Source organism: Bhargavaea sp. GQ12, from assembly GCF_059758705.1.
The window spans coordinates 173,330-191,416 of the sequence record NZ_JCAXEU010000005.1; the positions used below are offsets into that span (position 1 = coordinate 173,330).

General features: G+C 53.7%; 19 protein-coding genes. All 19 read left to right on the forward strand.

The window, feature by feature from the left end; genetic code table 11:
• The first annotated feature begins 205 nt into the window (after positions 1 to 205).
• Positions 206 to 478, forward strand: coding sequence for a 30S ribosomal protein S16 (rpsP, locus tag AC6CHQ_RS06840; RefSeq protein WP_092048986.1), 273 nt, complete (start codon positions 206 to 208; stop codon positions 476 to 478).
• 18 nt (positions 479 to 496) lie between these two features.
• Positions 497 to 727, forward strand: a complete 231-nt coding sequence (locus AC6CHQ_RS06845) for a KH domain-containing protein (protein WP_092048984.1) — start codon at positions 497 to 499, stop codon at positions 725 to 727.
• 62 nt (positions 728 to 789) lie between these two features.
• Positions 790 to 1,305, forward strand: coding sequence for a ribosome maturation factor RimM (rimM, locus tag AC6CHQ_RS06850; RefSeq protein WP_092048982.1), 516 nt, complete (start codon positions 790 to 792; stop codon positions 1,303 to 1,305).
• Positions 1,305 to 2,039 carry a tRNA (guanosine(37)-N1)-methyltransferase TrmD gene (gene trmD / locus AC6CHQ_RS06855; RefSeq protein WP_251239157.1) on the forward strand — a complete coding sequence of 245 codons (735 nt, stop codon included), beginning with the start codon at positions 1,305 to 1,307 and terminating at the stop codon, positions 2,037 to 2,039. The genes rimM and trmD overlap by 1 nt, the downstream gene beginning before the upstream one ends.
• 130 nt (positions 2,040 to 2,169) lie before the next feature.
• Positions 2,170 to 2,514, forward strand: a complete 345-nt coding sequence (rplS, locus tag AC6CHQ_RS06860; RefSeq protein WP_092048978.1) for a 50S ribosomal protein L19 — start codon at positions 2,170 to 2,172, stop codon at positions 2,512 to 2,514.
• Positions 2,515 to 2,613: 99 nt separating this feature from the next.
• Complete coding sequence (gene lepB, locus AC6CHQ_RS06865; RefSeq protein WP_092048976.1) at positions 2,614 to 3,171, forward strand: signal peptidase I; 558 nt, start codon at positions 2,614 to 2,616, stop codon at positions 3,169 to 3,171.
• A gap of 13 nt (positions 3,172 to 3,184) precedes the next feature.
• Positions 3,185 to 4,036, forward strand: a complete 852-nt coding sequence (gene ylqF, locus AC6CHQ_RS06870; RefSeq protein WP_092048974.1) for a ribosome biogenesis GTPase YlqF — start codon at positions 3,185 to 3,187, stop codon at positions 4,034 to 4,036.
• A gap of 438 nt (positions 4,037 to 4,474) precedes the next feature.
• Positions 4,475 to 5,293, forward strand: coding sequence for a ribonuclease HII (gene rnhB, locus AC6CHQ_RS06875; protein ID WP_092048972.1), 819 nt, complete (start codon positions 4,475 to 4,477; stop codon positions 5,291 to 5,293).
• A 61-nt stretch (positions 5,294 to 5,354) separates the two neighbouring features.
• Positions 5,355 to 6,515: an ADP-forming succinate--CoA ligase subunit beta gene (gene sucC, locus AC6CHQ_RS06880; protein ID WP_092048970.1), complete on the forward strand. Its 1,161-nt coding sequence runs from the start codon at positions 5,355 to 5,357 to the stop codon at positions 6,513 to 6,515.
• Positions 6,516 to 6,531: 16 nt separating this feature from the next.
• Complete coding sequence (sucD, locus tag AC6CHQ_RS06885) at positions 6,532 to 7,434, forward strand: succinate--CoA ligase subunit alpha (protein ID WP_092048968.1); 903 nt, start codon at positions 6,532 to 6,534, stop codon at positions 7,432 to 7,434.
• A 66-nt stretch (positions 7,435 to 7,500) separates the two neighbouring features.
• Positions 7,501 to 8,391 carry a DNA-processing protein DprA gene (dprA, locus tag AC6CHQ_RS06890; RefSeq protein WP_349773649.1) on the forward strand — a complete coding sequence of 297 codons (891 nt, stop codon included), beginning with the start codon at positions 7,501 to 7,503 and terminating at the stop codon, positions 8,389 to 8,391.
• A gap of 130 nt (positions 8,392 to 8,521) precedes the next feature.
• The gene (topA, locus tag AC6CHQ_RS06895) at positions 8,522 to 10,597 is read left to right on the forward strand and encodes a type I DNA topoisomerase (protein ID WP_092048966.1); all 2,076 of its coding nucleotides are present in this window, start codon (positions 8,522 to 8,524) and stop codon (positions 10,595 to 10,597) included.
• An 18-nt stretch (positions 10,598 to 10,615) separates the two neighbouring features.
• On the forward strand, positions 10,616 to 11,926 hold the full coding sequence (trmFO, locus tag AC6CHQ_RS06900) for an FADH(2)-oxidizing methylenetetrahydrofolate--tRNA-(uracil(54)-C(5))-methyltransferase TrmFO (protein ID WP_498081180.1): 1,311 nt from the start codon (positions 10,616 to 10,618) through the stop codon (positions 11,924 to 11,926).
• Positions 11,927 to 11,989: 63 nt separating this feature from the next.
• Positions 11,990 to 12,889 (forward strand): tyrosine recombinase XerC, encoded by a 900-nt coding sequence (gene xerC / locus AC6CHQ_RS06905; protein ID WP_251239159.1) that lies wholly within the window; start codon positions 11,990 to 11,992, stop codon positions 12,887 to 12,889.
• Between the two features lie 12 nt (positions 12,890 to 12,901).
• Positions 12,902 to 13,447, forward strand: a complete 546-nt coding sequence (gene hslV / locus AC6CHQ_RS06910) for an ATP-dependent protease subunit HslV (RefSeq protein WP_251239160.1) — start codon at positions 12,902 to 12,904, stop codon at positions 13,445 to 13,447.
• A complete protein-coding gene (hslU, locus tag AC6CHQ_RS06915) occupies positions 13,444 to 14,838 on the forward strand; it encodes an ATP-dependent protease ATPase subunit HslU (protein WP_251239161.1) in 1,395 nt (464 codons plus the stop codon). Before hslV ends, hslU begins: the two co-directional genes overlap by 4 nt.
• 82 nt (positions 14,839 to 14,920) lie before the next feature.
• Positions 14,921 to 15,700: a GTP-sensing pleiotropic transcriptional regulator CodY gene (gene codY / locus AC6CHQ_RS06920; RefSeq protein ID WP_092048955.1), complete on the forward strand. Its 780-nt coding sequence runs from the start codon at positions 14,921 to 14,923 to the stop codon at positions 15,698 to 15,700.
• A 629-nt stretch (positions 15,701 to 16,329) separates the two neighbouring features.
• The gene (rpsB, locus tag AC6CHQ_RS06925) at positions 16,330 to 17,061 is read left to right on the forward strand and encodes a 30S ribosomal protein S2 (protein WP_008297193.1); all 732 of its coding nucleotides are present in this window, start codon (positions 16,330 to 16,332) and stop codon (positions 17,059 to 17,061) included.
• A gap of 81 nt (positions 17,062 to 17,142) precedes the next feature.
• Complete coding sequence (gene tsf, locus AC6CHQ_RS06930; RefSeq protein ID WP_092048949.1) at positions 17,143 to 18,030, forward strand: translation elongation factor Ts; 888 nt, start codon at positions 17,143 to 17,145, stop codon at positions 18,028 to 18,030.
• The last annotated feature ends 57 nt before the right edge of the window (positions 18,031 to 18,087 follow it).

Below are 18,087 nucleotides of genomic sequence, written 5' to 3' on the forward strand. Positions count from 1 at the left end.
GCGTATGGCACGAGACACCTGCGGGAAAAGCGTTAGCCGAAGACCCCGCAGAGCGCAGCTCGAGGAGGCTAAGGCAACGCCCGCGGTAAGCGAGGGCCAGGAGCGAAAATCAGCCTTAATTAAGGTGTTAAGAAAAAACACTTTACAAAGCAATAATGACTTGGTAATATACTATCTTGTGTGAAACTATTCGGAGGTGCTAACCATGGCAGTTAAAATTCGACTTAAGCGTATGGGCGCAAAAAAGACGCCTTTCTATCGTATCGTAGTAGCAGATTCCCGTTCCCCTCGTGACGGCCGTCAGATCGAAACGATCGGCACATACAACCCGCTCACGACGCCGGCTGAGCTCAAGATCAACGAAGAGCTTGCACTTAAATGGCTCCAGAACGGTGCGAAACCGTCTGACACAGTGCGCAACCTGCTCGCTACGCAGGGCATCATGGAGAAATTCCATAACGCCAAAGCCGCAAAATAAGTTGACGGAGGCGACATGATGAAAAAGCTGATTGAAACGATCGTCAAACCGCTCGTTGACCATCCGGATGAACTCCGGATCGGCGTGGAAGAACGGCAGGGCAGATTAGTCTGCTCGCTGTCCGTCCACCCGGAAGACATGGGGAAAGTGATCGGCAAACAGGGCCGGGTCGCAACCGCGATCCGCACTGTAGTAAACTCAGCTGAAAGCGCAGGCCGCAAACGGGTCCGCGTCGACATCATGGATTAAGGAAGGGACGAAACAGGTTCCTTCCTTTTTCATACCCCGAAACAGATGAAGGAGGACGATGGATGAACTGGTACAATGTCGGAAAAATCGTCAATACGCATGGCATCCGGGGCGAGGTGCGCGTCATGTCCCGTACGGATTTCCCGGAAGAGCGCTATGCCACGGGGGCGCGTCTCGGCCTCTTCATGCCTGGAGCGAAAGATCCGGTCATGCTGACCGTGGCCTCCCACCGGGTCCATAAGAACTTCGATCTCCTCACGTTCGAAGGCCACCCAAACATCAATGACGTGGAAAAATATCGCGACGGCATCCTGAAGGTGTCCGGTGATAACCTCGGAGAACTGGAAGAAGGCGAGTTCTATCACCATGAAATCATCGGATGTACGGTGGTTGACCAGGAAGGCCGGGAAATCGGAAAAGTGACAGAAGTGCTGGAGACAGGCGCAAATGACGTCTGGGCGGTCAAACCGGCTGAAGGGAAAATGCACTACATTCCATATATCGGGGATGTCGTCCTGGAAGTCGATCCCGAAAACGGGCGGATCGTCATCGATCCGATCGAAGGACTGCTGTCCTGATGAAGATTTCGGTCCTTTCCATCTTCCCGGAAATGTTCAGCGGCGTATTCAATGCCTCCATCCTAAAGCGGGCACAGGAAAACGGCGCTGTCAGCCTCACAGTCCGGGACTTCCGCGATTTCGCCAAGGACAAGCATCATAAAGTTGATGACTATCCATACGGTGGAGGGGCCGGCATGGTACTGAAGCCGGAGCCCCTGTTCCGCGCCGTCGAAAACCTTTCTGAAGGCCGCTCTCCGAGGATTATCCTCATGTGCCCGCAGGGAGAACGGTTCACCCAGAAAAAGGCCGAGGAACTTGCGCAGGAAGAGGATCTTATCTTCCTGTGCGGTCATTACGAAGGCTATGACGAGCGCATTCGCGAACACCTTATCACGGATGAAATCTCGATCGGGGACTTTGTCCTGACCGGCGGTGAGCTTGCGGCCATGACCGTCATCGACAGTGTGGTCCGACTTCTGCCTGGAGTTCTCGGCAACGCAGAATCCCCCGCGCTTGATTCGTTCTCTACGGGTTTTCTCGAGCACCCTCATTACACGCGCCCTGCAGACTTCCGCGGGATGAAAGTGCCGGATGTCCTTTTGTCCGGCAACCATGCGGAAATCGATCGCTGGCGCGAGGAACAGTCGCTCATGCGTACGCTTGAGCGGAGGCCGGATCTGCTCGGAGCAGCCGAGCTCACCGCATCACAGAAGGAAATACTCAGGAAGCTCGGATGGAGTAAAGAAGAGTGAGTCCGGGACTTGCCTGAACCCCGTGCCTATGGTATGATTTAACCCGTGCTTCCATGTGAAGCGCTCGATTACGATGTTCCGCTGCAACAGCTTTAACTGCAAGAGCATCTGTAGTAAGGAGAGGAAAAACATGCAACAATTGATTGCAGAAATCACGAAGGAACAACTTCGTACAGACCTTCCGGCTTTCCGCCCGGGCGACACGGTACGTGTACACGTAAAAGTCGTCGAGGGTACGCGTGAGCGGATCCAGGTATACGAAGGGGTTGTCATCAAGCGTCGCGGCGGCGGCATCAGCGAGACATTCACAGTCCGCAAGATTTCCTACGGTGTAGGAGTTGAGCGTACGTTCCCTGTGCACACGCCTAAAATCGCGAACCTTGAAGTGACTCGCCGCGGTAAAGTCCGTCGTGCGAAGCTGTACTACCTCCGCAACCTTCGCGGAAAAGCTGCCCGCATCAAAGAAATCCGATAAACGACATCGAAAGGAGCCGTTCCGACGGCTCCTTTTCTTTTTGCCTCCGTTTGTCATACACTCTATAATGGAAAGAGATTGAACAGGGAGGCCAACGGGATGACAGAAGAAAAAAAGAAAAATGAACTGTGGGAATGGACGAAAGTCCTCCTCATCGCGTTCGGGCTGGCTGCCATCATCCGGTATTTCCTTTTTACGCCTATTGTGGTGGACGGGGAGTCGATGATGCCGACACTCGAGGACGGCGATAAGATGATCGTCAACAAAATCGGCTACACAATCGGTGAGCCGGAGCGGTTTGACATCGTTGTCTTCCATGCACCGGAACAGAAAGATTACATCAAGCGGGTGATCGGGCTACCGGGCGACCAGATCGAGTACCGGGACGACCAGCTCTATATTAACGGGGAGGCTTTTGAAGAGCCCTATCTCGGTGAATACAAGGAAGCTGTCACCGACGGGACGCTGACCGAAGACTTTACGCTTGAGGATAAAATTCAGCGAGAAACTGTCCCAGAAGGCCATGTATTCGTTATGGGGGATAATCGGCGGTTCAGCAAAGACTCCCGCCATATCGGCGTCATCCCGTTCGATGAAATCATCGGCAGCACAAATCTGATTTTCTGGCCGATGGAAGATATCGGGTTCGTCAAGTGACGGAGGTAAAATTATGACAATACAGTGGTTCCCGGGACATATGGCAAAGGCGCGGAGGGAAGTCACCGAGCAGCTGAAGATGGTTGATATCGTCTTTGAACTGATCGATGCACGACTGCCGCAATCTTCCAGAAACCCGATGATCGATGACATCATCAGCCGGAAACCCCGGCTCGTCATCCTTAACAAGAAAGACATGGCCGATGAAGCGGAAACCGCCCGCTGGCTGGAAAAGTTCCGCGAAGACGGGATCGAAGCGGTGGCGATCAACTCTCTCGACGGCAAAGGACTTCAGCAGGTGACAAAGGCTGCTCAGCAGATCCTGAAGGAGAAGTGGGACCGAATGAAGGCGAAGGGCATCCGCCCGAGAGCAATCCGGGCCATGATAGTCGGTATCCCGAATGTCGGAAAGTCGACGCTCATCAACCGCCTGGCCAAAAAGAACATCGCCAGAACCGGCAATACACCCGGCGTCACTAAGGCGCAGCAGTGGATCAAGGTTGGCAAGGAGCTGGAACTGCTCGATACGCCGGGGATCCTATGGCCGAAGTTCGAAGACCCCGAGGCCGGCTATAAATTGGCGCTGACCGGGGCGATCAAGGATGCCATTACGGCCCAGCAGGAGCTCGCGATCTATGCGCTCAAGTTTCTCGAGGCACATTATCCGGACCGCCTTGAGGACCGCTTTGGCTTCCGTTCGCTCGACGGCGACATACCTGGAGCCTTCGATCGGATCGGCGAACGTCGGAAGGTCTACGGAAAAGGCGGTACCATCGACTATGATAGTGTGTCCGAACTGATCGTCCGCGACGTCCGGGACCTGCAGTTCGGCAGGCTCACATTCGATTTTTCAGAGGATCGGTGAACAGGGGCTGTCCAATAAGTAATTAGATTCTGGTATCTATGGCAAACAGCAGTGGCGTCGGGAGACTCCTCGAAAATGCTTCGCATTTCCTTCGTGCGAGGCTTGTTCGAGGAGGCTTTTCTGTCCTGCGGGAATAGCGTTAGCCGAAGACCCCGCAGGACGGAGTCCGAGGAGGCTGGCTAATGCCGCTCAACGCTATCGCTTTTGAGCGCAGACGCCAAACTTCGCATTGGCGCCGGCAACGCCCGCGGAAAGCGACCAGAGCCGCTGCTGTTTGCTTTTTATGCTGGAAATACATTATTCGGACAGCCCCTGCTTTTTTATTGAAATTCCCGGAGTCGGGACATCGTGAATACCCGGCATGGCAGTGGACAGCTTTTTGGCTTATCCGGCCAGAGCTTGCCGGAATCTACATATAAGGAAAGGGCCTGATTCCAAATGACCACTATGACTATCAATGAAGTAAAAGCATGGCTGCAGACGGCAAAAGAGGATGACCCACTGTTCGGCGAACTCCAGTCGGATGGACGGGCCGGCATCCAGAAACTGCTTGCATCGTATGAGAGGAAACTGGAGAAAAAACGGCTCGAACTCGAGCGGCACCTGGAAAAAGAGCAGTTTGACAACGGCTTCAGGAAAAGTCCGGAGTCACTGGTCGCGGGCGTCGATGAAGCGGGGAGGGGCCCTTTGGCGGGACCGGTGGTGACCGCTGCGGTGATTCTTCCGTCATCCTGTCCGGAACTCGCCGGCCTGGATGATTCAAAGGCGATGAGCCGGCAGGCGAGGGAATGCCTGGCCGCCGCAATCAGGAAACATGCTGTCGCCTGGTCAGTCCACATCCAGCCTGCAGAGGAAATCGACAGGCTGAACATCTACCGGGCCACGCGTGATTCGATGGAGAGGTCGGTTGAGGGCTTGTCCTTGGGACCGGACGCGATCATCGCCGATGCAATGGCTCTTAATACGGATGCACCATGCCATTCTGTCGTGAAAGCTGATGCACTCAGCCTCTGCGTGGCAGCGGCATCGGTCCTGGCCAAAACTGAACGGGATGCATATATGGACAGGCTGCACGAAAAGTTTCCTTTGTACGGCTTCAACCGCCATTCGGGCTATGGCACCGCGGCACACCTGGAGGCGCTCAGGTTACACGGTCCTTGCCCGGAGCACAGGCAGACCTTCGCCCCGGTGGCTGAAATCCATGTCGGAACCAGCGGAATTCCCGTCCGAGAAAAGACAATTATGGACAACCTGTGACCGGTTGATTACAATGGGGGATGGCAAGAAACTATTCAGCAGTTCGATTGGAGGATGTAAGATGAATATCCATGAGTACCAAGGGAAGCAGATTCTTCGCGACTACGGCGTCGCGGTACCAAACGGAATCGTAGCGTTTTCCCCTGAAGAGGCTGTCAAGGCGGCCAAGGAACTCGACACCAAAGTATATGTCGTAAAAGCTCAGATCCACGCAGGTGGCCGAGGCAAGGCAGGCGGTGTGAAGATCGCGAAGACGGTTGACGAAGTGCGTGAATACGCAAAAGAACTTCTCGGCAAAGTACTGGTGACACATCAGACAGGCCCTGAAGGAAAAGAAGTCAAGCGCCTTTACATTGAAGAAGGCTCCGACATCCTCAAAGAATACTACATCAGCCTCGTCGTTGACCGTGCGACGGACCGTGTCGTCCTCATGGGCTCCGAAGAAGGCGGCATGGACATCGAAGAAGTGGCAGAAGAAACACCTGAAAAGATCTTCAAGGAAGTCATCGACCCTATTGTCGGCCTTACAGGCTTCCAGGCACGCCGCATGGCATTCAACATGAACATTCCTTCGAAGCTCGTCAACAAAGCTGCGAAGCTGTTCCTGGGCATCTATGAAGCTTTCATCAGCAAAGATGCATCCATCCTTGAAATCAACCCGCTCGTCGTCACAGGCGATGATCAGGTCGTAGCTCTCGATGCGAAGTTCAACTTCGACTCGAACGCGCTCTACCGTCACGCGGATATCGTTGAACTCCGTGATTTTGATGAAGAAGATCCGAAGGAAATCGAAGCGTCCAAGTACGACCTCAGCTATGTTTCCCTCGACGGCAACATCGGCTGCATGGTTAACGGTGCGGGCCTGGCTATGTCCACAATGGACACGATCAACTTCTACGGCGGCAAACCCGCGAACTTCCTTGACGTTGGGGGCGGCGCGACTGCTGAAAAAGTAACCGAAGCATTCAAGATCATCCTTTCCGACTCCAATGTCAAAGGGATTTTCGTCAACATCTTCGGCGGCATCATGAAGTGCGACATCATCGCAGAAGGCGTCATCCAGGCAACGAAGCAGCTCGGACTTGAAGTGCCGCTGGTCGTCCGTCTTGAAGGTACGAACGTGGATGCAGGCAAAAAGCTTCTGAACGAATCCGGATTGAACATTACTGCTGCCGATTCCATGGCGGACGGCGCACAAAAAATTGTCGAGCTCGTAGGCTAAGAAAGGCGGGAAAACGATGGGCATTTATGTCGATAAGGATACAAAAGTACTCGTACAGGGAATCACGGGCTCAACAGCCCTTTTCCATACAAAACAAATGCTTGAATACGGCACGAAAATCGTGGCGGGCGTAACACCGGGCAAAGGCGGCACGGAAGTGGAAGGCGTACCGGTCTTCAACACAGTCGAGGACGCAGTAAAGGAAACAGGCGCAACTGTTTCCGTCATCTATGTGCCGGCTCCGTTCGCAGCAGACGCGATCCTCGAGGCGGTCGATGCAGAGCTGGATCTGGCTATCTGCATCACGGAACACATTCCGGTACTCGATATGGTCAAAGTTGTCCGTTACATGGAAGGCAAGAAAACCCGTCTCGTCGGGCCTAACTGCCCGGGTGTCATTACAGCGGACGAATGCAAGATCGGCATCATGCCGGGCTATATCCACAAAAAGGGCCATGTCGGCGTTGTTTCCCGTTCCGGGACACTGACATATGAAGCGGTCCACCAGCTTTCCGAGGCAGGCGTCGGCCAGACGACCGCTGTCGGTATCGGCGGAGACCCGGTCAACGGAACAAACTTCATCGATGTCCTCAAAGAATTCAATGAAGATCCTGAAACCCTTGCGGTTGTCATGATCGGTGAAATCGGCGGGACTGCAGAGGAAGAAGCGGCCGAGTGGGTCAAGGCAAACATGAAAAAACCTGTCACCGGCTTTATCGGCGGCCAGACCGCACCTCCAGGAAAGCGCATGGGCCACGCAGGCGCCATCATTTCCGGCGGCAAGGGAACAGCTGCAGAGAAGATTAAAGCAATGGAAGCGGCAGGCATCAAGGTTGCCGAGACACCATCGGTCATCGGTGAGACGATGATCAGTGTCCTGAAGGAAAAAGGTCTGTACGAACAGTGCAAAACCCACTAAAATGAAAGTGCGGCACATTAGTGCCGCACTTTTACTATTTCCGGAAAGCTTCCGGGACAGGAGGTAGTGATCATCGATCGGTTCGAAGACCGTCTGCTTGCGCTGCATTACACATTTCCGGCACCGCTGAACAGGTTCAGACGTCTGCTTGCTGCAGACCCGGACCTTCAGGCACTTCCGGATATGCGGCCGGCCGAGCTTGCATTTCTGCTGGATCTTGACACGGACAAGGCGGCGCTTCTCCACAAAAAGCTGAGCCGCAGAGCGGACCCCCCGTACACGGAAGTGTATGCCGCAAGCTCGATCACCCCCATCCTGTATACCCACGAACTTTACCCCCATTCACTCACCCAGCTTATTGACCCGCCTGCCGTACTATATGCCGCAGGAGATCCATCACTGCTCCGCGCAGACAACAAGGCGGCCATCATCGGATCCAGGAAGGCGACCGCCTATTCACGCCAGGCCATGGAAAAGATTATTCCGCCTCTTGTCGCCAATGATTATGTCATCGTCAGCGGCCTTGCAAAAGGAGCTGATGCAATGGCTCATGAGACAGCCATCCGGCATGGCGGAAAAACGATCGGTGTCCTCGGCACCGGCCTATCCCATCGATATCCGAAGCAGAACAGCGGACTGTATGAAGTGATGGGACGCGACCATCTGCTTATAACTGAATACCCGCCGTATGCAGGTCCGCAGAAGTGGCAGTTTCCCATGCGCAACCGCATTATCAGCGGCCTTTCCGGCATCGTCATCGTCACTGAGGCTGCCCGGCCGAGCGGCACATTGAGCACAATCGATCATGCGCTCGAGCACGGAAAGGACGTTCACGCCGTGCCCGGGCCGATCAATTCACCGCTTTCCGCGGGTCCAAACCGTCTAATCCTGGAGGGCGCAGCCCCAGCCCTGGACGGCTACACAATTCTGGGCGGGCTGCCGCAGGATATGGAGTAAAAGCATGGCTGCCTTTCCCTGAAGCACGAAACGGCAGAAGCTGAAAATGGTTGCAATTATATAGAAGATAGTTTACATTTTCCATCAGGACTTTCTTTAGGAGTCGCTCACCTCGAATGGAGGCACATCAATGGCACCAGATTATTTGGTCATCGTCGAGTCACCAGCGAAAGCAAAGACGATTGAGAAATATTTAGGCAAGAAATACAAAGTAAAGGCATCTGTCGGACACATCAGGGATCTCCCGCGAAGCCAGACCGGCATCGATGTCGAAAACAACTATGAACCGAAATACATTACAATCCGCGGCAAAGGGCCGGTTTTGCAGGAACTGAAGAGTGCAGCAAAAAAAGCCAAGAAAATCTTCCTCGCATCTGACCCCGACCGGGAAGGGGAAGCGATCGCCTGGCACCTCGCTCACTCCCTCGGCATCGATGAAAACTCCGAATGCCGTGTAGTGTTCAATGAAATCACCAAGGATGCCGTCAAAGAGGCGTTCAAACACCCGCGCCCGATCGACCGAGACCGAGTCGATGCCCAGCAGGCAAGGCGCATCCTCGACCGGCTGGTCGGCTACAACATCAGTCCTATTCTTTGGAAGAAAGTAAAGAAGGGACTATCTGCCGGACGCGTCCAATCCGTTGCACTCCGCATGATCATTGACCGGGAAAACGAAATCCGGAATTTCAAGCCGGAAGAGTACTGGTCGATCACCGGATTGTTCGGAAAAGGGAAAAAGGAATTCACGGCCGCATTTCACGGTGACGGCAAGAAAAAGATCAAGCTTCCAGATCGAGGGTCGGTCGATGCGATTCTTGCCAAGCTGGACGGCAGTGACTTCGAAGTCGCCGAACTGGAGAAAAAAGAGCGCAAGCGCAATCCTGCGCCTCCGTTCACGACTTCCTCCCTCCAGCAGGAAGCTGCCCGCAAGCTGAACTTCCGGGCGCGCAAAACGATGATGATCGCCCAGAATCTCTACGAAGGGATCAATGTCGGCAAGGAAGGCAGCGTCGGCCTCATCACGTACATGCGTACCGACTCAACTCGGGTATCGGACACCGCAAAAAAGGAAGCGGAAGATTTTATCCTTGCAGATTATGGTCAGGAATACTTGGCTCCGGGAGAGCGTGCTTCCAAACAGAAAAATGCCCAGGATGCACATGAAGCGATCCGCCCGACATCTGTGCTCCGGACACCTGCCTCGCTAAAAGCGATCCTTACAAATGATCAGATGAAGCTCTACAAGCTTATCTGGGAGCGATTCATAGCGAGCAGGATGGCTCCGGCCGTCCTGGATACCGTGACGGCTGATCTCCGCCAAGGGGATGTCGTGTTCCGTGCCACCGGATCCCAAGTGAAATTCCAGGGGTTCATGAAAGTATACGTTGAGGGCGAGGATGACAAGGAAGATGTAAAGCAGAAGATGCTTCCTCCGCTTGAGAAAGGCGATATCGTCAAGAGCCTTAAAATCGACCCGAAGCAGCACTTTACACAACCGCCTCCGCGCTATTCGGAAGCGCGCCTTGTGAAGACGATGGAAGAGCTGGGAATCGGCAGGCCGTCGACGTACGCGCCGACGCTGGATACGATCCAGAAACGGGGCTATGTGTCACTGGACGCCAAGCGATTCGTTCCGACGGAGCTAGGGGAGATTGTTCATTCCCTCGTCAGTGAATTCTTCCCGGAAATCATTGACGTCGAGTTCACCGCAGAGATGGAGAAGGACCTCGACAGCGTCGAAGACGGGAAAAACGAGTGGGTCCAGGTCATCGACTCGTTCTACAAAGATTTCGAGAAGCGGCTGAGAGTAGCTGAGCAGGAGATGGAGAAAGTCGTCATCAAGGATGAGCCGGCCGGCGAGGACTGCGAAAAATGCGGATCCCCGATGGTCATCAAAATGGGCCGCTACGGAAAATTCATGGCCTGCTCCAACTTCCCTGACTGCCGCAATACGAAGCCGATCCTGAAGAAGATCGATGTGACCTGCCCGAAATGTAAAAAGGGCGAAGTCGTCGAGCGCAAAAGCAAGACGAAGCGGATCTTCTACAGCTGCGACCAGTATCCGGAATGCGATTTCATCTCATGGGACAAGCCGGTTTCCCGGCCATGTCCGAAATGCAGCAGCCTCCTGGTCGAGAAAAAGCTCAAGAAGGGCAAGCAGATCCAATGTGTGGAATGCGATTATAAAGAACAACCGCAACAGTAAAAGGAGACACGATTCAACATGACACCAGTCGTCAACGTAATCGGAGCGGGGCTTGCAGGCAGCGAGGCTGCCTGGCAGATCGCCAGCCGCGGCGTCAGGGTGCGTCTGCACGAAATGCGCCCCGTAAGGCAGACTCCGGTGCACCATACCGGCCAGTTTGCTGAACTTGTCTGCACCAACTCACTCCGCGCCAACAATCTCACCAATGCTGTGGGAGTCCTCAAGGAAGAGATGCGGATCTTCGACTCCGTCATCATGCAGGCCGCGGATTCAAGCGCTGTTCCTGCAGGCGGAGCCCTTGCGGTCGACCGCCACGATTTTGCGGGGCGCGTTACGGAAACCGTCAAAAATCACCCTCTCGTGGAAGTTGTAAACGGCGAAGTGACAGAGATTCCGGAGGGCATCACGGTCATCGCGACCGGTCCGCTCACTTCTTCCTCCCTTGCCGAACAGATCAGCAGCCTGACTGGCGAATATGATCTGTACTTCTACGACGCGGCAGCGCCGATCATCGAGAAGGATTCCATAGACATGGACAAGGTTTACCTGAAGTCACGTTATGACAAGGGAGAAGCCGCCTATCTGAACTGTCCGATGACTGAAGAGGAATACTACCGCTTCTACGAGGCGCTCATCTCGGCCGAGACAGTCGCCCTCAGGGACTTCGAAGAAGAAAAGTATTTTGAAGGCTGCATGCCGGTCGAAGAAATGGCGCGGCGTGGCCGGGATACACTCCGGTTCGGCCCGATGAAACCGGTTGGCCTGGAGGATCCGAAAACAGGGAAGACCCCTTACGCAGTCGTCCAGCTCCGTCAGGACAACGCTGCCGCTACGCTCTATAACATTGTGGGCTTCCAGAATCACATGAAGTGGGGACCCCAGAAAGAAGTTCTCCGGCTCATTCCTGGACTTGAGAATGCGGAGATTGTCCGTTATGGTGTCATTCACAGGAACATGTTCATCAACTCCCCGCGTGTGCTGGAGCGCACATACCAGCTGAAGGCCAAAAAGGACCTGTTCTTCGCCGGCCAGATGACCGGGGTCGAAGGCTATGTGGAATCTGCAGGCAGCGGACTTATTGCAGGTGTCAATGCCGCTCGTCTCGCGCTCGGTGAAGACCCGGTCGTCTTCCCGGCGGAAACGGCACTCGGAAGCATGGCACGCTATATCAGCGAAGCAGATCCGGCCAACTTCCAGCCGATGAACGTCAACTTCGGTCTTTTCCCTTCTCTCGGAGAGAAGGTCAGGAAAAAAGCGGAGCGCGCGGAGAAGCAGTCCGGGCGTGCGCTGGATACAATTCGAAATTTCAAGAATACAATTGCACATTGATTGAACAAAAGCCTCTAAAGCCTTATACTTTAGAGGCTTTTGTATATTTCCGGAGGTGACGGGATGAATGCCAGGCTAAAACAGGCTGCAGAGGAGTTCCGGTCCTATATCCGCCTCGAGCGGAACTTTTCTCCGCTGACCGTGGAGGGATACCGGAAAGATCTTGAAGAATTCTTCGCGTTTCTGGAATCCGAGGGAATCGGGTCCGAAGAGGATATCCGCTATCCGGAAGCCCGCCTCTACGTGACCCAACTTTATGAGCGCGAACTGGAGCGGGCGACCATCTCAAGGAAGATCTCTTCTCTGCGATCGTTTTTCAAGTTTGCCAACACCCGGTTCGGTATCGATGACCAGGCATTCCGATCACTGTATCATCCGAAGAAGGAAGAAAAGCTGCCCCAATTCTTCTATGAAGAAGAGATGGAGCAGCTTTTCGAGGCGAATGCAGGAATCTCTCCGAAAGAAATCCGTGACACCGCGCTTCTGGAGCTGCTCTATGCCACGGGAATGCGTGTTTCGGAACTGACGGGGCTTTCCGTCGGCGACGCTGACCGTGAACTGGATATTGTAAGGGTCATGGGGAAGGGGCGCCGTGAGCGGTATATCCCGTTCGGCCACTTTGCCGCCGATGCGCTCGGCAGGTATCTGGATGAGGCGCGTCCGGCGATCATGAAAGGGAACAAACATGACCGGCTGTTCGTCAATATGAGGGGTACTCCGCTCACCGACCGCGGAGTCCGGCATATCCTTGGGGAAATGGTCAAAAAGGCAGCACTCCACATATCGATCCATCCGCATATGCTCCGGCATACGTTTGCCACACACTTGCTCAATAACGGAGCGGACATGCGGTCCGTCCAGGAACTTCTCGGCCATGCCAGCCTGTCATCGACGCAGGTCTACACGCATGTGACGAAAGAACATCTGAGAAAGACGTATATGAACGCACATCCTAGAGCTTGAGGGGGAGAGGCAATGGAAATCCATGCAACCACGATTTTCGCAGTCCGGCATAACGGCAAGGCCGCAATGGCGGGTGACGGGCAGGTGACGCTCGGCAACCAGGTTGTCATGAAGCATACTGCGAAGAAGGTCCGTCGACTGTACGGCGGGAAAGTCGTCGCCGGTTTCGCGGGCACCGTCGCGGATGCCTTCACACTGTTTGAACTGTTTGAAGGCAAACTAGCCGAATATGACGGGAACCTGACCCGCGCAGCAGTCGAACTCGTGAAGGAATGGCGCAGCGATAAGATGCTCCAGAAGCTGGAGGCGATGCTGATCGTCATGGACAAAGATACGATGCTGCTTGTCTCCGGAACAGGAGAAGTGATTGAGCCTGATGACGGCATCCTTGCAATCGGATCCGGCGGCAACTATGCTTTGGCAGCCGGCCGTGCCCTTAAAAAACATGCTTCCGACGCTATGGATGCCGAACAGATCGCGCGTGCGGCACTTGAGACCGCAGCTGACATCTGCGTGTTCACGAACCACCAAATCATCCTGGAGGTGATCGGGGAATGAAGCTGGAGCAGATGACACCGAGACTCCTGACCGAACAGCTTGACCGGTACATCGTCGGCCAGAAAGAAGCCAAGCGGGCTGTTGCGGTGGCCATGCGAAACCGATACCGCCGCAGCCGTCTGCCGGAAGAAGAGCGCAATGAGATCATTCCGAAAAATATTCTCATGATCGGTCCGACCGGTGTCGGCAAGACAGAGATCGCACGCCGGATTGCCAAGCTTGCCGGTGCACCCTTCCTCAAAGTGGAGGCGACCAAGTTTACAGAAGTCGGCTATGTCGGACGCGATGTCGAGTCGATGGTACGTGACCTTGTGGAAGCGTCATTCCGCCTTGTCCGCATTGAGCGGATGGAAGAGGTGGCGGATCGCGCCGAAAAGCTGGCCGAAGAACGTCTTGTGAAGCTGCTCGTCCCGTCTCTGAAAAAAGAGAAATCCGGGCAGAATCCGCTGGAGATGCTGCTCGGACAGATGCAGGACCGCTCTGAAGAAGAGGAAGAGGACGCGTCGATCCGTATGAAGCGTTCCGAAATCCGCGCCGAGCTGAAGGCGGGCCGCCTTGAGGACAAAAAAGTGATGGTAGAAGTGACCGAGAATATGCCGTCGCTGTTTGACGGCATGCAAGGTTCGGGTATGGAGCAAATGGGAATGAATATGCAAGATGCACTTTCGAACCTGATGCCGAAAAAGAAGAAGAAGCGGGAGATGCGTGTGAAGGATGCCCGCAGAGTACTTGCCATGGAAGAAGCCGATAAACTTGTTGACCGTGATGAAATCGCTCAGGTGGCGATCGAACGTGCGGAGCAGCAGGGAATCATCTTCATCGATGAAATTGATAAGATCGCATCGAAACAGGGGAACTCCTCTTCAGCCGATGTATCGCGGGAAGGCGTTCAGCGGGATATCCTTCCTATTGTGGAGGGTACGACTGTCACGACGAAGTACGGTCCTGTCCGCACGGACTTCATGCTGTTCATCGCCGCGGGGGCTTTCCACGTTTCCAAGCCGTCGGACATCATACCTGAGCTGCAGGGACGTTTCCCGATCCGGGTCGAACTGGATAAACTCACTAGAGAGGATTTTGTCCGCATTCTCAAAGAACCGGACAATTCCCTTCTTCATCAGTACCGGCTGCTCCTTTCCACTGAAGGCGTGGAGATCGACTTTACCGATGAAGCAATCGGGCGTATCGCGGAGATTGCGGCGGAAGTCAATGCGGAAACCGAGAACATCGGAGCACGCAGGCTCCACACGGTTTTGGAGAAGCTTTTAGAAGACCTGAGTTTCGAAGCATCCGACATTTCACCTGCGTCCATCCGCATCACGCCGGAATATGTCGATGAAAAGCTCAAAAAGATCGCTACGAACAAAGATTTGTCACAATTTATACTGTAAGTAAACCTTATCGTTTCCCAAAACGATTACAAACCTTTAGAATATTCTTGAATCCATATATCCAAGTAGGAGGAATTGTGTTATGTCACTATTACAAAACACGCGGGAGATCAACTCTATGCTCCAGGCGTCTGCCGGCAAGCCGGTTAACTTCAAGGAAATGTCCGAAACCCTGTCCAAGGTGATCGGTGCTAACGTCTTCATCGTCAGCCGTAAAGGCAAACTGCTCGGCACGGCTGTTCACCAGGAGATCCAGAACGAGCGGATCCAGAACATGCTTGAGGAGCGCCGTTTTCCGGAAGACTACACGAAAAATCTTTTCAATGTGACGGAAACATCGCCCAACCTCGATATCAACGATGAGCACACGGTCTTCCCGGTCGAAAACAAAGACCTGTTCGAAGAAGGCCTGACAACAATCGTTCCGATCATCGGCGGCGGTGAGCGCCTTGGCACACTTATTCTCGGACGGGTCAAAGACAAGTTCACCGATGAAGACCTCGTGCTTGCCGAGTATGGCGCAACGGTTGTCGGGATGGAGATCCTCCGTGAAAAAGCGGAAGAGATCGAAACTGAAGCCCGCAGCAAAGCGGTTGTCCAAATGGCAATCAATTCCCTTTCCTACAGCGAGCTTGAAGCGATCGAGCACATTTTCGAAGAACTCGACGGCACCGAAGGCCTTCTCGTCGCTTCGAAGATCGCGGACCGGGTCGGCATCACCCGTTCTGTCATCGTCAACGCACTCCGCAAGCTGGAGAGCGCGGGCGTCATCGAGTCCCGTTCCCTCGGCATGAAGGGTACGTACATCAAAGTGCTGAACGACAAATTCCTTGTCCAGCTCAACGAACTCAAATCCAAATAATCCGCCTGGCATATTGAATGGCCGGACTGAAAAGAACCGGGAGCCTGACTTCCGGTTCTTTATTTATAATGTTGTTGCTTTCCGTCACGGGCGGACGCTTTCCCCGGGGAAGGCTACGAGCCGATGCCAATACGAAGATTGGCGTCTGCGTCCAAAAGCGAAGCGATGGCTGCCAAGTGCTCGTAGGGGAAATCCCCTTCTCAATGTTATAAATGCTATATAAAATGAACTGTTGAATCGACCGGAGAAATTTTATAAGGCGATTGCTTGGAGCGGAAGCACGAGACTCCTGCGGGAGTAGCATGAGCCGAAGACCCCGCAGGAGTGCAGCGACGAGGAGGCTAAGGCCATGCCCGCGGAAAGCGAGTGTTGGAACGGAAAGCAACCGTCCTTTATTCATAGGGAGCTTTCTTTAGTTGATTTTATATATCATAACTAATTTGAAGCAATTCCAACGTCTACCCGCAGACTAAACCTGAAGAGAGTTTTGTGTTGCATATCGGATAAACACGTGGTATAGTGACCAATGGTGCGATTACACACGTATCCTGACGGAAGGGCTGGTGCCTACTGGCTGCCCGCCGGTTGATGGATGCGGAGGACCAAAAAACCAAACGGAGGTAACAAAAATGGCAGTTATCACAATGAAACAGCTTCTTGAAGCGGGTGTCCACTTCGGTCACCAAACACGCCGCTGGAACCCTAAGATGAAGAAATACATCTTCGTGGAGCGTAACGGCATCTACATCATCGACCTTCAAAAGACGGTCAAGAAACTCGAGGAAGCATACGACTTCATGCGCCAGACTGGTGCAGAAGGCGGCAAAGTGCTCTTCGTCGGAACTAAAAAACAGGCACAGGATGCAATCCGTGAAGAAGCGGAACGCGCTGGCCAATACTACATCAACCAACGCTGGCTCGGCGGCCTTCTGACGAACTTCGGTACGATCCAGAAGCGCGTTGACCGCATGAAAGCAATCGAGCGCATGGAAGAAGAAGGCACTTTCGAAGTCCTTCCTAAGAAAGAAGTCATCCAGCTCAAGAAAGAACACGAACGCCTCGTCAAGTTCCTCGGCGGAATCCGTGACATGAACGGTCTTCCTGACGTTATGTACGTCGTTGACCCACGCAAAGAACGCATTGCGGTTGCAGAAGCTCAAAAGCTGAACATCCCGATTGTCGGCATCGTCGACACGAACTGCGATCCGGACGAAATCGATTACGTCATCCCTGCAAACGATGACGCAATCCGCGCGGTACGCCTGCTGACAAGCAAAATGGCGGATGCACTCGTCGAATCGAAACAAGGCGAAGAAGAAACGGAAGTCGAAGCTCAAGGCGAAGAAGTCGCAGCAGAGTAAGACTGTATGTTCAGGCGATAAGCGGCTTTCAGTCCTTATCGCCTTTTCTAAACAAATTGAATCGACCGGGAGGAATGACAAATGGCAGCAGTAACAGCACAAATGGTAAAAGAACTTCGTGAGAAAACAGGCGCAGGTATGATGGACTGCAAAAAAGCTCTCACTCAAACTGACGGCGACATGGATGCAGCAGTCGACTTCCTTCGTGAAAAAGGTCTTGCAAGCGCAGCGAAGAAAGCGGACCGCATCGCAGCTGAAGGTACAGTATCCGTTGAAACAGACGGAAACAAAGCAGTCATCTTCGAAGTTAACGCTGAAACAGACTTCGTTGCAAAGAATGAAGCGTTCCAGAATCTCGTTTCCGAGCTTGGCGCCCACCTTCTGAAAAACGAGCCTGCTTCTATCGAAGAAGCGCTTGCATCTGAAATGGGCAATGGTCTTAAAGTTGAAGACCACATCTCCAACGCAGTTGCGAAGATCGGTGAGAAAATCACGCTCCGACGCTTCGAGATCATTGAAAAGACGGACAACGACACATTCGGCGCGTACCTCCACATGGGCGGCCGCATCGGTGTTCTTCTTCTGATCGAAGGCACAACAGACGCAGACGCTGCAAAAGATGTAGCGATGCACGTTGCTGCCATCAATCCGAAATACGTTTCCCGTGACGAAGTTCCTGCAGAGGAAGTCGAGCGCGAGCGCAAAGTTCTTACTGAACAGGCACTCAACGAAGGCAAGCCTGAAAACATCGTGGCTAAGATGGTTGAAGGCCGCCTCGGCAAGTACTTCGAAGACGTTGTTATTCTTGACCAGCCATTCGTCAAGGACTCGGACCAGAAAGTCCGTGACTTTGTGAAGTCGACAGGCGGCACGCTGAAGTCGTTCGTCCGCTTTGCGGTAGGCGAAGGCATTGAAAAGCGTGAAGATAATTTTGCCGACGAAGTCATGAACCAGGTTAAAGGCAACTGATCCAATACCATATTTGGGAGGGGAACACGAACCAGGTGTTCCCTCTTTTTCGATAAA